Raw genomic sequence first — 14649 nt, 5'->3', positions numbered from 1 at the left:
GTTACCAGAGGACGACCGGCCAGAGGAAGGTGAACAGCGCGTAGATGAGGACGGTCAGCACGGCCGTCATCACGAGGTTCAGGACGACGCCCGCGCGCATCATGTGTTTCTGCTCCAGGTAGCCGCTGCCGAAGACGATGGCGTTCGGCGGGGTCGCGACCGGGAGCGCGAACGCGAAGGAGGCAGCGACGGCGCCGGAGACCGCGAGGAAGATCGCGGCCGCGTAGTCCGCGAGTCCGAGCGTCGCCGCGAGCACGCCGCCGAGGCTGATGAGCACGGGGACGATGATGGTCGCGGTCGCGGTGTTCGACGTCATCTCCGTGAGGAAGATGATGAGGAGGACGACGACGGCGACGATGAGGACGATGGGCGCGCCCGTCAGCGCGTTGAACACCGTCTCCGCGATCCACTTCGTCGCGCCGGTCTCCGCGAAGCCGCTGGCGAGCGAGAGGCCGCCGCCGAACAGCAGGATGGTGCCCCAGTCGATGTCCTCGAGCTCCTCCCACTCCATCGTGTCGAAGAGGACGAGCGCGGGGATCGCGTAGAGGCCGACCATCACGTAGTAGAGGAGACCCTGATGGCCGTTCGTCGTGCCGAGCAGGGTCTCACCGGAGCCGCCGAAGACCGTCGTGTACGTCACGGGGTTCATGTACGGCTGGAGGAAGTCCCCGAGGCCGCCGAGCACCCAGAGGAGCGCCGTCGCGCCGAAGATGCCGGCGACGATCCGGCCCTCGCGCGGGAGGTCGCCCTCCTCGCGGAGGTAGCGACGGGCTTCGGCGCGCGCGTCGCTCACGTCGTCGACCTCCGGCGGGAAGAGGACGTACGTGAGCACGAACCAGACGATGGGGAGCGTGACGACGACGATGGGGATGCCGATGAGGAGCCAGTCGAAGAACGTGATCTCGTAGTTGAGGAGCTGCTCGAGTTGGCCGGCGACGATGGCGTTCGGCGGCGTGCCGATGAGGGTGCCGACGCCACCCACCGAGGCGGCGTACGCGGTGCCGAGCAGCATCGCGACCTGCATGTTCGTGAAGGAGCCGTCGTCGCCCTGCTCGCGGAGGTCCTCGCGGCCGATGACCTGCGTGAGGACGCCGACGGCGATGGGCGCCATCATCGCGGACGTCGCGGTGTTCGACACCCACATCGAGAAGAACGCGGTGGCGATCATGACCGCGCCGATGAGCTTCCGCGGCGAGGAGCCCATCGTCGCCATGAGCCAGAGCGCGACCCGGCGGTCGATGTCGTACTTCTGGAGCGCGTTCGCGAGCATGAAGCCCGCGATGAAGAGGAAGATGAGGTGGTCGGCGAACGGCGCGAGCGCGGCGTCGATGTCGCCGTAGATACCGAACGCGGTGAGCAACACCGGAATCGAGAGCGCGGTGACGGCGAGCGGGAGCGCGCCGCTGACCCAGCAGATCGCCGCGAAGACGAGCGTCGCGACGGCGTACTTCCCGGCGAGCGAGAGCCCTTCGGGGGTCGGTGCGAGTGCGACCAGCACGGTGGCGAGCGCCGCGAACGCGACGACGGCGAGTCGACCGCGCTGGGTCGAGAGATCCGGTCGTATCATTGATTCAGACCACCATTCCCAATTCTTCGGTTAATGATTAACGATTTTCGACCGACCGGGTCGCGGACGCGAGCGTCGTCCGCCATCGACAAACGCCACCTCGCCGTAGACGCGTGCATGCAGTCGCGACACGCCACCGCGCTCGTCGGCCTGCTCGCCTCGCTCGCCGTCAGCGTCGCGATTTACTACTACACCGGCTGGGTCCTCTTCTTCCTGCTCGTCCCGTTCGTCCCCCTGCTCTTTCGCGGACGCGACGAGGAACGCGAACCGCTTCCGCGCCGAACCTGCCCCGAGTGCGGGTACGCGACGAGCGACCCCGAGGTCCGCTACTGCCCGCGCGACGGGACCGAGCTCGACTAGTCGTCCTCGCCCGACTTCACGGACGCCGCCACGTCGTCGAGCGACGTCTGGACGGTGTCGGCGGTGACCACGGACGGCCCGACGGCCTCGGGTTCGATGCGTGCGCCCGCGAGCAGCTCCGGGAGGACGAGGCGGACGAAGTGGACGACGAGCACGAGGAGCATCGGCCCGAGGAAGATGCCGTGCCACCCGAAGAGGAGGGGGCCGAACGTGTACGCGAGCATCACCATCCCGAGGTGGAGGTTCCGCCCGGAGACGTACGGGCGCAACACGAGGTCCGGGATGACGTCCACGATGACGAAGGAGACGGCGACGAAGACCGCCGGGAACCAGAACGCGCCCGGCGCGGCGCTCGACGCCCGGAAGAGCAGGAGGAGGCTCACCGGGACGTAGACGAGTTTGATGCCGACGACGGGGACGAGGCTCGCGATGCCGACGAGCAGGCCGACGAGCGCCGGATACGGGATCCCGACGCCTGCGGGCGCGGCGTAATCGAGGAGGCTGTAGGAGATGCCGCCGATAGCCGCCGTCATCACCGCGTTCAGGATGTTCCCGAAGAAGATGATCGAGAAGTCGCGGTCGATGCGCTTCGCGTACGCGTGCACGACGCCGTCCGCGTCGTCGAAGCGCCGGTGGAACCACGACGCGAGGCGCTGGTCGTCGCGCAGCAGGTAGAAGACGATGATGAGCATCATGAACGCGTGGATCGCGACGCTCCCGAAGAAGCCGAGGTAGCCCTGCGCGGCCTCGAGTATCTGCCGGACCGCCGCGAGCGCGTCCGGCGAGTCCAGTATCGACTGGGGGTCTTGGACGATGCTCGAGACGTCGATGTACGGCTGGAGCATCGTCTCCAGCTGCTCGAAGCTGTCCGGATGCGCGGTCAGGTAGGCGTTGAACTCCTGGAGGCCGATTGCGGAGACGTACGCGAGGAGGAGGAGCGCCGGGAGCGCGAACGCGACGATGCTCACCGCCGCCGCGAGCGACGGCGGGCGGATACGCGTCCGGAGCTGCCGATAGACCGGCCGGATGGCGTAGTAGATGAAGAGGCCGAAGACGAACGTCCCGATGAACGAGTAGACGACGTAGGCGAGGACGCTCGCGAGCGCGAGCCCCGCCACCCACCAGCCGAGTCGGGCGCGGTCGATGTCCCACCTCGAGTCCATACGGACACGTCACCCTCGGGTGGCAAAAACCCACCCACACCGGTGTCTTTTTTCCCGCGACCCGTAGTACGGTGGTCGTGGTCGACCTCGCGAGCACGCTCGCCGCCGCCCCCATCGACAGCCGCGTCGTCCGCCTCGGCGTCGCCGTCGGCCTCGGGTTGTTCCTCGGCCTCGAGCGCGAGTGGTCGCAGAAGGCCGCCGGCATCCGGACGTTCGCGCTCATCAGCGTCCTCGGCACCGTCTTCACCACCTTCGACGCCGCGATGTGCGGCGTCACCCCGATCGACGGCGTCATCGACGCGGGCTGTCTCCCCGCCCTCTCCGCCGTCGGCGCGGGCTTCGTCGTCGTCCTCGCCGGCGTCCTGATGCTCGACGGCCTGCGTCGCGGCTCCGGCGGGGCGGAGACGAGCCTCCACCTCACCACCGCCGTCAGCCTCCTCGTCGCGTACGGCGTCGGCCTCCTCGTCGGCCTCGGCGAGATACTGCCCGCGACCGTCGTCGCCGTCACCTCGTCGCTCCTCCTCGTCTTCAAGCGCGAGCTCCACGAGCTCGCGTGGGGCCTCTCCGCCGAGGAACTGCGCTCGACCGCCGAGTTCGCCATCATCGCGTTCGTCGTCTACCCGCTCCTCCCGGCCGGCACGTACACGCTCGGCGTCGCGAGCTACGGCGTCCAGATCGAACCGCGCGTCGTCTGGCTGATGGTCGTCTTCGTCGCCGGCATCGGCATCGCGAACTACGTCGTCGTGAAGGCCTACGGGAGTCGCGGCATCGCCGTCACCGGCTTCTTCGGCGGCCTCGCGTCCTCCACGGCGGTCGTCGGGACGATGCTCGATCACGTCTCCCGGGACGAGGACGCCGCCGACTACGCCGTCGCGGGCGTCCTCCTCGCGAACGCCGCGATGGCGCTTCGCAACCTCGTCATCGTCGTCGTCTTCACGCTCGGCTACGCCGACCCGCCGCTCGTCGCCGTCGGCGTCCCGCTCGCCGTCGTCGTCCTCGGGAGCGTCGCCGTCGCCTACGCCGTCGCCGACTGGCGGACGACCGTCGACGTCGAACTCTCCAGCCCGTTCTCGCTGCGCAACGCCCTCGGCTTCGGCGCCATCTTCCTCCTCATCGTCGCCGGGAGCGGCCTCGCGCGCGGCGCGTTCGGCGCGCTCGGCTTCTACGTCACCGCCGTCGGCTCCGGCCTCGTCTCCTCCGCCGGCGTCGCCACCTCCGCCGTCGTCCTCTATCGCACCGGCGAACTCGCCGCGAACGAGGCCGCCGTCGCCGTCATGCTCGCCACGGGCGCGAGCATCGTCGTGAAGGCCGGCCTCGCCGCCGCGAGTTCGAACCGGGCGTTCGCTCGCGGCGTCGTCACCGCGAGCGCCGGCCTCCTCGCCGCCGCCGGCGTCGCCGTCCTCCTCGTGTAGCGCGGTCGCGGTCTTTAGGAGGGCGCCAGTCCCAGATGGGGTATGGACAGGGACACCGCCGAGGTCAGCGTCGACTCCTTCCCCGGTGAGCGCGCCCGCGAATGGGTCGAGCGCCACCACGAGCACGCCGCCCCGAGCACCTACGTCTACGACTTCGTCTGGGACATCACCGAGGACGCCGTCGGTCCCTTCTGTACGGACGTCGACGGGAACGTCCTCCTCGACTTCACCGCGCACGTCGCCTCCGCGCCCCTCGGCTACAACAACCCGAAGATACTCGAGAAGCTCGAGTCGTTCGACCTCGTCGACCCCATGAAGATCGCCGGGCAGGACTTCTACGTCAGCGGCGGCGGGAGCGTCGAGGACCCCGACCTCCCCGGACCCACCCAACTGCTCGACCGGCTCACGGACGCCACGAGCCACTACGACCTCGACACCGCGTTCCTCTCCAACTCGGGCGCCGAGGCCGTCGAGAACGCCATCAAGATCTGTTACGCCGAGCGCGGCCATCGCGGCGTCACCTTCGACGGCGCGTTCCACGGCCGCACCCTCGGCGCGCTCTCGCTCAACCGCTCGAAGGCCGTCCAGCGCCGCGGCTTCCCGGAGGTGCCGGGCGTCCTCAGCCTCCCCTACTGCGCCTGCGAGGGCGAGTGCACCTGCGGGTGGAAGACGGACGGCCCCGGCGGGAACCGCCTCGCGGACGCCCTCCACCCCACGCGCGGGCCCGTCCCCGCCGACGAACTCGCGTTCGTGATTCTGGAGCCACAGCAGGGCGAGGGCGGCTACCGCGTCGCCAACGACGAGTTCGCCCGCGACATCGCCGCCGCCAAGGAGGAGCACGGCTTCAAGGTCATCAGCGACGAGATCCAGTCCGGTCTCGGCCGCACCGGCGAGATGTGGGGCATCGACCACCTCGACCTCGACCCGGACGTCATCACGTCCGCGAAGGGGCTTCGGGTGGGCGCGACCGTCGCGAACGAGAACCTCTTCCCCGAGGAGACCGGCCGGCTCTCCTCGACGTGGGGCGCCGGTGACCTCCTCGCGTCCGCGCAGGGCGTCGCCACCATCGAGGCCATCCACGAGCACGACCTCCTCGCGAACGTCCGCGAGCGCGGCCGCCAGTTCATCGACCTCCTCACCGACCTCGATTCGGAGTACGTCACCGACGTTCGCGGGCGCGGCCTCATGCTCGCCATCGAACTCGACTCGAAGGAGCGACGCGGCGCGCTCATGAAGGCCTGCCTGACGCGCGGCCTCCTCACGCTCGGCTGTGGGCACAAGACCCTCCGACTCCTCCCGCCGCTCGACGCCACCGAGCGCGAAATCGACCTCGGGTTCGCCATCCTCGCGGACGCCCTCGACGACTCGCGCGTCACGCAGGCCGGCGCGGGCGACGACGAGGGCGGCGACGTCGTCTAAGCCCGACGCGACGCGCCGTCGCGGCCGTTGTCGAGGGCACGCTACTCCAGCGTCGCGTCGAAGCCCACCCACTCGCGGGACTGCCCGGAGAGGCCGCGCGCGCGGAGCTCCGCGCCGTCCTCGCCCTCCCGAACGTCGATGCGACCCGAGCAGAACTGCGAGAGCGTGCTGAGCGCGCGTTCGTCGTGCATCGCCGGGTCGACGAGGAAGACGCCGAGGCCGTCGACGCTGTCCACCCGGCCGACGAGCGTGTGCACGAAGCGCGAGACGGACTGGAGCTCGCCGAACGAGAGCAGCGTCGAGAGCGAGCAGACGCCGGTCCGGACGCCGTCGACGCCCGCGCGCTCGAAGGAGCGGTGGACGTCCGAGAAGCGCATCCCGATTCCCGTGAGGTCCGAGGGCCCGGAGACCGGGAGGACGCGAGCGGACACGTCCGCGTCCTCCCCGCCGACGCAGTCGATTATCGCCGTGCGCTCCGCGTCCATGGCGATTCCGGCGCGCTCGCAGTCACCGGCGAGCCGCCCCGCGCGGCGGTTCGTCGTCACGACCACCGTCCCCTCCTCGGCCGCCCCCGCGAGCATGCGGAGCGCGAGCGTCCGCGCCCCGCCGTGCGGCGGTCCCGCGATCAGGACGCTCGAGCCCGCCTCGACGTCCGCGAGCGGCAGCCCCTCGAATCCGTAGGCGCCCTCACGCATCGGCACCACCCCCGCCCTCGACGCGCTCGCGCCGGAGCTCGAGTTGCTCCATCGCCTCGTCGGCGAGCATGGTGAGGAGTTCGCGCTCGCGCTCCCCGAACGACCGGGGTTCGTCGTCGTAGACGCAGAACGTCCCGATGGCCTGCCCGTCCGGCGTGACGAGCGACGCGCTCGCGTAGAACGCGATGCCGGCCGCGCGCAGCCCCTCGTTCGCCTCGAAGCGCGGGTCCTCGCGCACGTCCTCGATCACCGTCACGTCCTCGTCGAGGAGCGCGTACGTGCAGACCGTCTCCTCGCGCTCTATCGGGTCGAACGCGATACCGTGGCAGGCGAGGAAGCGCTGCTCGTGGGCGTCGATGAGGCCGATTGCGGCCGCCTCCACGTCGAAGAGTGCGGTCGCGAGCTCCCCCAGTCGGTCGAGGGAGCCCCCGAGCGCGTCGGGGTCGAGCGCGTATCGCTCGAGCGCTGCGAGACGCGCGTCCTCGTCCTCGGGCAGGGGGTAGGCGGTCTGGCACTGGAACGCGAGCGCGTGCTCGAGGACGTCGCGGAGTTCCGCGCGGGACTCCGGGTCGTCCTTCGTGACGTAGTCCGCGATGACGTCGCCGAACGCGGCGGTGTCGACGTCCGTGACGGGCGTCGAGGTGAAGAGGATACAGGTGGTGTCCGGCGCGTGCTCGCGGACCTCGCGAACGAGCTCGAGGCCGGTGCCGTCCGGCAGCTCGTACTCGGTGACGAGCGCGTCGAGGGTGTCCGAGTCAGTCGCGTCGAGCGCGTCGTGCGCCTCGGCGGCCGTCCCCGCCGTCGCCGTCTCGTACCCGGCGTCCGCGAGCGCGTCGCGGGTCGCCGCGAGCGCGTCCGCGTCGGGGTCGACACAGAGGATCATCGCTCGCACTTCGCCGCCGGGGCTGTTGAATGGTGGGGCTAGTACTGGTAGCGGCGCCCCTCCTCCTCGTTCTGCGGGAGGCCCTGGCCGCCCGCGCCCGCCATCTCGTCGTAGCTCATCCCCGCGAGGTACTCGTCGTACGTCGTGTCGTACTCGCTGCGGAGGTTGAAGTCGAGCTTGCCGGACTGGACGTAGGAGTCGAAGAGCGCGTGGATCGCGCGCCGGACGAGCTCGTCCGAGTCCTCGGGGTCGAGCGCGGCGACGAGCATCGCGAGTTCGGTGCGCGCCTCTCGGTCGAGGTCGAACTCGGCCGTCTTCAGCGCGCTGTTCGCGTCCTGCACGTCGTCGACGAGGTCGTCGAGACTCATACGGCCGTGTTCTCGCGGCGGCGGGAAGGGGGTTTCGACGGCGCGACTTCGACTCGTGTCGCCACCCCTAAGCGCGCGCCACCCCGAGAGCGGGACATGACGGATGCGGACGCCGAGACGGGCGACACCGCCGCCGACCCGCGGGACTGTCTCCCCGGTGACGTCGCGGCCGTGCAGGACGCGCTCGTCTCGTGGTACGAGGACGACCACCGCTCGTTCCCGTGGCGCGAGACGACGGACGCCTACGAGATACTCGTCTCCGAGGTGATGAGCCAGCAGACCCAGCTCCAACGCGTCGAGACGGCGTGGCACGAGTTCCTCGAGCAGTGGCCGACCGTCCACGACCTCGCCGCCGCGCCGCGCTCCGAGGTGGTGGGGTTCTGGACCGGCCACTCGCTCGGCTACAACAACCGCGCGCGCTACCTCCACGAGGCCGCCCAGCAGGTCGTCTCCGAGTACGACGGCGCGTTCCCCGAGGACCCCGACGAGCTTGAGGAGCTGATGGGCGTCGGCCCCTACACCGCGAACGCCGTCGCGTCCTTCGCGTTCGACAACGGGAACGCCGTCGTCGACACGAACGTCAAGCGCGTGCTCCATCGGGCCTTCGGCGTCCCGGACTCTGCGGACGCCTTCGAGGTCGTCGCGAGCGCGCTCATGCCCGCCGGCGAGTCGCGCGTCTGGAACAACGCCATCATGGAGCTCGGCGGCGTCGCCTGCGAGAAGACCCCGAGCTGCGACGAGGCGGGCTGTCCGTGGCGGCCGTGGTGTGACGCCTACGAGACCGGCGACTTCACCGCGCCCGACGTCCCCGAGCAGCCGACCTTCGAGGGGTCGCGCCGCCAGATGCGCGGGCGCGTCGTGAAGGCGCTCTCCCGGCACGGCGAGCTCGCGTTCGACACGCTCGGCCCGCGCGTCCGCGTCGACTACGCGCCCGAGGGGGAGTACGGCCGCGAGTGGCTTCGGGGGCTCGTGGACGACCTCGCGGACGACGGCCTCGCCGAGCTCGCGGAGCGCGACGGCGAGACGGTCGTCCGGCTCCGGGAGTGAGGGAGAGAAACCGTTTTGCCCGTCGCCCGTCTCCCGTCGTGGCGTGCACGCCATCACGAACAGCGGCTGGGTGGAGGTCATCACGGGGTGTATGTTCTCGGGGAAGACCGAGGAGATGCTCCGTCGCCTCCGCCGCGCCGAGATCGCCGGACAGGAGGTCGCGGCGTTCTCGCCCGCCATCGACGACCGCTACGGCGAGGAGTCGCTGGGCTCGCACGCGGGGTCGACGTGGCGCGCGACCGTCGTCGAGACCACCGTCGAGGGCGTCCGCTCGATTCCGGAGTACTTGAACGGCGAGCAGGTGGTCGCCATCGACGAGGCGAACTTCTTCCCGGACGCACTCGTCGAGGTCTGCGAGGAACTCGCCGCCGACGGCCGGCGCGTCGTCGTCTCCGGGACGGACCAGACCTTCCGGGGCGAGCCGTTTCATCCCGTCCCCGAGCTCGTGGCGGTCGCTGAGTACGTCGAGAAACTGCAGGCGATCTGCACGCAGTGCGGCGAGCCGGCGACGCGGAACCAGCGCCTCGTCGACGGCGAACCCGCACACTACGACGACCCGACGGTGGTCGTGGGCGCCGAGGAGGCCTACGAGGCGCGCTGTCGGAACTGCCACGAGGTCAGGCGCGACGCGCCGGTCGACGCCGCGACGCGCGAGCGGTGAGCGGTGCGTGCCGTCGATGGACGGGCGCGAGCGCACGCCGACGGCGGACGCGGTTTTCGCGTGGCTGACACGCGCGCGTTTTCGACAGTCGTTTAGGGAAGGGGGACTTGTCTCCGCTAAATGGGTTCGTGTATCATCTGCGGCGTCTCCACCGACGGTCATATCTGCGAGACACACGAGGAGGACGCCGTCTTCGAGTTCCGCGGTTCGAAACCTGAGCAGCTCACATCCGGACGCTACTACGAGGGGAGCGTCGACGGCTTCGCCGAGTTCGGCGTCTTCGTCGACCTCGGTGAGAACGTCACCGGCCTCCTCCACAAGAGCGAGATTCCCCAGCGCCTCGACGCGCTCGACTGGGAGCCCGGCGACACCGTCTACGTGCAGGTCGACGACGTCCACGGAAACGGGAACGTCGACCTCTCGTGGTCGATCCGCCAGGCCGAACGCGAGTTCCGTGGGATGCTCATCGACGACCCGGACGCACCGACGAACGCCGAACTCCCCGACGACGAGTCCGAGGCACCGCCCGGCGCGACCGACTCGGCGGAGCCGGAGACCGAGACAGCCGACGAACCGGCCGCGGAACCCGAGGAATCGGAGTCCGAAGAGCCGGAGCCCGATGTGGCCGACGAGGCGGGAGCCGACTCGGCCGACGAACCGGCCGTGGAGTCGGAGCCGGAGGAGCCGGAAGCCGAGGAACCGGAGACCGAGACGGAAGCCGAGGAGGCCTCCGAGGGCGCCGACGCCGACGTCGCGCGCGTCCAGATCGACGCGCTCGACGAGCACGTCGGCGACGACGTCGCGCTCGAAGCCGAGGTCACGGGCGTCCGCCAGACCTCCGGCCCGACGGTCTTCGAGCTGACGGACGAGACGGGGACGGTCGACGCCGCCGCGTTCGTCGAAGCGGGCGTCCGGGCCTACCCCGAGGTCGAGGCGGGCGACGTCGTCCACCTCGTCGGCGAGGTCGAGCGCCACCACGGCGAACTGCAGGTCGAGACGGACGCCCTCGACGTCCTCACGGGCGCCGAGGCGCAGGCCGTTCAGGACCGCCTCGAGGCACAGGTGACCGAGCGCGCGAGCCCCGATGACGAGACGCTGCTCGTGCAGGACGCCGAAATCGACGTCGTGCACGACGACCTCGTCGCGGCCGCGACGGAGATCCGCCGCGCCGTCATCGAGTCCCGCCCCGTCATCGTCCGGCACACGGCGGACGTCGAGGGCTACGTCGGTGGCTCCGCTATCGAGCGCGCCGTCCTCCCGCTCGTCCGCGAGGAACACACCGCGAGCGACGCCGAGTACCACTACGTCGACCGCCGGCCGCTCGACGACGGCTTCTACACGCTCGACGACGCGACGAAGGACGTCACGTCGATGCTTGAGGCCGCCGACCGCCACGACGAGAAGCACCCGCTGTTCGTCCTCGTCGGCTCCGGGAGCACCCGCGAGTCCGTGGACGGCCTCGGCCTGCTCGACATCTACGACGCGCCGACGGTCGCGCTCGACGGCGGCTACGCGGACGGCGAGGCCGCCGACGCGGCGGACGTCCTCGTCTCCCCCACGCAGCACGGCGAAACGCCGGTTTCGACGGGCGTGCTCGCCGCGCACCTCGCGGGAATGGTGAACGCGGACGTTCGGGCGGACATCGGCCACCTCCCCGCGATCCCGTTCTGGGGCGAGACGCCGGCCGTCTACGCGGACCTCGCCGCCGAGGCGGGCTACGAGGCGGAGACGGTCGCGGACGTCCGTGACGCGCTCGCTCTCGAGGCGTTCTATCAGGCCTACGAGGACAAGCGCGAAATCGTCGCGGACCTCCTCTGGGACGAGGCGGACACGAGCCTCGTCGGCCACATCGGCTCGCAGTTCCGCGAGAAGCTCGAGACGGAGTTCGAGACCGCCGAGCCGCACCTCGAAGCGCGCGACGCGGGCGCGGCGACGGTCGAGGTCCTCGACGTCGACAGCTACACCCACCGCTACGACTTCCCGCCCGTCGACCTCCTGCTCGACGCGCTCTATCGGGAGCGCGCCGACGGCGAGTACGTCCTCGTGGGCGCGGACAGCGACGAACTCCGCGTGCGCTCGACGGGCGACGTCGACGTGCGCGCGGTCGGCGAGACCGTCAAGGCGGAGCTCCCGGAGGCGGGCGTCGTCCCGCGCGGTGCGCAGGACGGCCGCGTCGAGTTCCTGAGCGGCGAGCGCGACGCCGTCGTCGAGGCGGCCGTCGACGCCATCGTCGCGCAACTCGAGTAACGCGGACCCTTCGGGTCCGCGAAAAGCGAGCGGGAGCGACGCGACCGACGGGCGAGTAAGCGCGTTCGCGCCGGTCGGCGTTTCGACCCCCCAACGACATCCTTTTGCGTCGCGACCGGCTGATTCACTCCCAATGAGTAGCGAGGCCGAGAGCGGCGAGGGCGAGGCGTTCGCGGCGGCGTGCGAGGCCCTCGTTTCGCGCATCCTCTCGGGCGAGGTCGGGCAGGACGACGTGGAGAGCGCGAAGCTCGAGGTGTGCTCGGAGTACTCGGTCGCACGGGTGCCCAAACACACCGACCTGCTCGATCACGCGCCCGACGGCCGGCGCGAGGAGTTAGAGGAGGTCCTCCAGCGCAAGCCCGTCCGCACCGCCTCGGGCGTCGCGCCCGTCGCGGTGATGACGAGCCCGCACCTCTGCCCGCACGGGAAGTGTCTCTACTGTCCGGGCGGGCCCGCCTCCGAGTTCGGGAGCGCGCAGTCCTACACCGGCCACGAGCCGGCGGCGGCGCGCGGCGAGCAGAACGACTACGACCCCTACGGGCAGGTGACGCTCCGGCTGAACCAGCTCCGCGAGATCGGCCACCCCGTCGACAAGGTGGAGCTCATCATCATGGGCGGGACGATGACGGCGCGCAGTCACGACTACCAGGAGTGGTTCGTGAAGCGCTGCCTCGAGGCGCTGAACGACCACGACCTCGACGTCGAGCCCGCGCCCGCCCAGGGCGTCTCCTTCGCGCAGAGCGAGGAGGAGTACGAGTTCCGGTATCTGGAGGACGTGAAGACGGAGAACGAGTTCGGGGACATCCGCAATATCGGGACGACGTTCGAGACGAAGCCCGACTGGTGCGACCCCGAGCAGGTGGACAGGATGCTCGACCTCGGCGGGACGAAGGTCGAGGTGGGCGTCCAGACGACGTACGAACGCATCAATCGGGAGATGCATCGCGGGCACGGGAATCAGGCCTCCATCGACGCGAACCGCAACCTGCGGAACGCGGCGTTCAAGGTCGGCTTCCACATGATGCCCGGCCAGCCCGGGATGACGGAGGCGATGGTGGAGGAGGACTTCCGCCGGCTCTTCGCCAACCCCGAGTGGCGCCCCGACTACCTGAAGATTTACCCGACGCTCGTCGTGCGCGGCACGCGCGTCTACGACCAGTGGCGCCGCGACGACTTCGACCCCCTCCAGAACGAGCAGGCCGCCGAGCTCGTCGCGCGCGTGATGAAGGACCTCCCGCGCTACGTTCGCCTCCAGCGCGTCCAGCGCGACATCCCGGCGGACTTCATCGACGCGGGCGTCTGGAAGTCGAACCTCCGCCAGCTCGCGTGGCAGAAGATGGACGAGCACGGCTGGGAGTGCGAGTGCATCCGCTGTCGTGAGGTCGGGATGAACGACGCGGAGCCCGAGACCGTCGAGATGGGGACCATCGAGTACGAGGCCGCCGGTGGCCAAGAGCAGTTCATCAGCTTCGAGGACTTCGAGCAGGACCTGCTGGTGGGCTTCGCGCGCCTGCGCTTCCCCGGCGAAGTGGCGCGCGAGGAACTGGAGGGCGCCGCGCTCCTGCGCGAACTCCACGTCTACGGGGACGCGGTGAGCGTCGGCGAGGAGAGCGGCGAGGGCGACCAGCAACACCGTGGCTACGGCCGACGGCTAATGTGCGAGGCCGAGGAGCGCGCCCGCGACGCCGGCTACGAGAAGCTCGCCGTCATCTCCGGCATCGGCGCGCGCCAGTACTACAAGCGGAAGCTCGGCTACCACCAAGACGGCCCCTACGTCTCGAAGCGCCTGTAGACCACTGCGAGCGACGCGAGCGGGCGCCCGTCGGGGTCTCCGACTCCTCAGCCGTCGTTCGCGGCGGCTTGGGGCGCGAGAATCGCGTAGACGGCGTCGTTCGCGGGGACGTCGATGCCGTGCTCGCGCGCGTGCCCGACGACGCTCCCGTGGAGCGCGTCGAGCTCCATGCGCTTGCCGTGCGTGAGGTCGTAGTGGAGACTCGAGTAGTTCCCCTCGTTGTCCATCGCCTCCATCGCGTCCAACCACTTGCTCACCGGGTCCCACTCGAAGCGGACGCCCTCGGCGTGCGCCACCGAGACGACTTCCTCCATGACGCGCCGGTAGAGTCGCCACGACGCCTCGTTCTCGCGGACGTCGCCGAACGGCCGGCGCGTCGTCGCGGTGAGGCCGGCCTGCGCGCAGATGAGCGCGAGCTTGTCCCAGAGCGTCCCGTGGAGGTTCTCGGTGTAGTCGGCGGTCATCCCCGCCGCGCTCTCGCAGGCGTCGAGAAAGGCGTCCGCGAGCGCCGAGCGCGCCGGCGGCTCCGCCGCGACGTCGTGGTACTGTCCGAAGACGATCTTCGCGGGCCCGCCCGTGTGCTCGACGACGCCGGGTTCCTTGATGGTCGAGAAGATGTAGGCGACGCCGCCCCAGACGCGCTCCGCTCCGACCGCGTCCGCGAGCACCGCCTCGTTCTCGACGCCGTTCTGTAGCGAGAGCACGGCCGAGTCCGCGCCGAGCAACGCGTCGAGGTGCCCCGCGACCGCCTCGGTGTCGAAGGACTTCACGCAGACGAGCACGACGTCGACCTCGCCGATGTCCTCGGGGTCGTCCGTCGCCGGGAGGTCGAGCGCGAAGTCGCCCGCGACGCTCTCGACGGTGAGCCCGTCCCGCTGGAGGGCGTCGAGGTGGTCGCCGCGAGCGATCAGCGTCACGTCGTGGCCCTGCTGGGCGAGGCGGCCGCCGTAGTACGCACCGACGCCGCCCGCGCCGTAGACAGCGATCTCCATACGCGAGTGCAGGGCGCCGTCGGACAAAGGGATGCGGGAGTCG

Annotated in this window: 13 protein-coding genes; 7 read left to right on the top strand and 6 right to left on the bottom strand. The window is 70.3% G+C overall.

What is annotated here, in order from left to right:
• Window position 1: 1 nt before the first annotated feature.
• Complete coding sequence (locus EFA46_RS00275) at window positions 2-1567, bottom strand: DASS family sodium-coupled anion symporter (protein WP_123075874.1); 1566 nt, start codon at window positions 1565-1567, stop codon at window positions 2-4.
• Window positions 1568-1684: 117 nt separating this feature from the next.
• Between EFA46_RS00275 and EFA46_RS00270 the strand changes: the two genes are divergently transcribed.
• Window positions 1685-1927 carry a hypothetical protein gene (locus EFA46_RS00270; RefSeq protein ID WP_123077352.1) on the top strand — a complete coding sequence of 81 codons (243 nt, stop codon included), beginning with the start codon at window positions 1685-1687 and terminating at the stop codon, window positions 1925-1927.
• Here the strand turns inward: EFA46_RS00270 and EFA46_RS00265 are convergent.
• On the bottom strand, window positions 1924-3090 hold the full coding sequence (locus EFA46_RS00265) for an AI-2E family transporter (RefSeq protein ID WP_123075876.1): 1167 nt from the start codon (window positions 3088-3090) through the stop codon (window positions 1924-1926). The genes EFA46_RS00270 and EFA46_RS00265 overlap by 4 nt on opposite strands.
• Window positions 3091-3167: 77 nt before the next feature.
• Between EFA46_RS00265 and EFA46_RS00260 the strand changes: the two genes are divergently transcribed.
• Together EFA46_RS00260 and EFA46_RS00255 are read left to right on the top strand one after the other, a co-directional pair.
• Window positions 3168-4502, top strand: a complete 1335-nt coding sequence (locus EFA46_RS00260) for an MgtC/SapB family protein (RefSeq protein ID WP_123075878.1) — start codon at window positions 3168-3170, stop codon at window positions 4500-4502.
• Between the two features lie 42 nt (window positions 4503-4544).
• On the top strand, window positions 4545-5921 hold the full coding sequence (locus tag EFA46_RS00255) for an aminotransferase class III-fold pyridoxal phosphate-dependent enzyme (protein ID WP_123075880.1): 1377 nt from the start codon (window positions 4545-4547) through the stop codon (window positions 5919-5921).
• A gap of 41 nt (window positions 5922-5962) precedes the next feature.
• On the opposite strand, the gene EFA46_RS00250 is transcribed toward EFA46_RS00255, so the two are convergent.
• The 3 genes from EFA46_RS00250 to EFA46_RS00240 are packed head-to-tail and all read right to left on the bottom strand — an operon-like array spanning window position 5963 to window position 7867.
• Window positions 5963-6616 (bottom strand): hypothetical protein, encoded by a 654-nt coding sequence (locus EFA46_RS00250; protein ID WP_123075882.1) that lies wholly within the window; start codon window positions 6614-6616, stop codon window positions 5963-5965.
• On the bottom strand, window positions 6609-7499 hold the full coding sequence (locus EFA46_RS00245; protein WP_123075884.1) for a GAF domain-containing protein: 891 nt from the start codon (window positions 7497-7499) through the stop codon (window positions 6609-6611). Before EFA46_RS00245 ends, EFA46_RS00250 begins: the two co-directional genes overlap by 8 nt.
• A gap of 38 nt (window positions 7500-7537) precedes the next feature.
• Window positions 7538-7867, bottom strand: coding sequence for a hypothetical protein (locus EFA46_RS00240; RefSeq protein WP_123075886.1), 330 nt, complete (start codon window positions 7865-7867; stop codon window positions 7538-7540).
• Between the two features lie 96 nt (window positions 7868-7963).
• On the opposite strand from EFA46_RS00240, the gene EFA46_RS00235 reads away from it, so the two are divergent.
• From EFA46_RS00235 to EFA46_RS00220, 4 genes are all read left to right on the top strand, one after another.
• Entirely contained in the window at window positions 7964-8914 is a 951-nt protein-coding gene (locus EFA46_RS00235) for an A/G-specific adenine glycosylase (RefSeq protein ID WP_123075888.1), read from the top strand.
• Window positions 8915-8957: 43 nt separating this feature from the next.
• Entirely contained in the window at window positions 8958-9575 is a 618-nt protein-coding gene (locus tag EFA46_RS00230; protein ID WP_123075890.1) for a thymidine kinase, read from the top strand.
• Window positions 9576-9695: 120 nt separating this feature from the next.
• On the top strand, window positions 9696-11822 hold the full coding sequence (locus tag EFA46_RS00225) for an OB-fold nucleic acid binding domain-containing protein (protein WP_123075892.1): 2127 nt from the start codon (window positions 9696-9698) through the stop codon (window positions 11820-11822).
• A 133-nt stretch (window positions 11823-11955) separates the two neighbouring features.
• Window positions 11956-13614: a tRNA uridine(34) 5-carboxymethylaminomethyl modification radical SAM/GNAT enzyme Elp3 gene (locus EFA46_RS00220; protein ID WP_123075894.1), complete on the top strand. Its 1659-nt coding sequence runs from the start codon at window positions 11956-11958 to the stop codon at window positions 13612-13614.
• 47 nt (window positions 13615-13661) lie between these two features.
• Here the strand turns inward: EFA46_RS00220 and EFA46_RS00215 are convergent, their stop codons facing one another.
• Window positions 13662-14606, bottom strand: a complete 945-nt coding sequence (locus tag EFA46_RS00215) for a ketopantoate reductase family protein (RefSeq protein ID WP_123075896.1) — start codon at window positions 14604-14606, stop codon at window positions 13662-13664.
• Window positions 14607-14649 lie beyond the last annotated feature (43 nt).

It is taken from the genome of Halarchaeum sp. CBA1220, assembly GCF_003721175.2.
GTDB lineage: Archaea > Halobacteriota > Halobacteria > Halobacteriales > Halobacteriaceae > Halarchaeum > Halarchaeum grantii.
The sequence above is the reverse complement of the archived record's forward strand: the minus strand, read 5'-3'. Positions and strand labels throughout refer to the sequence as shown.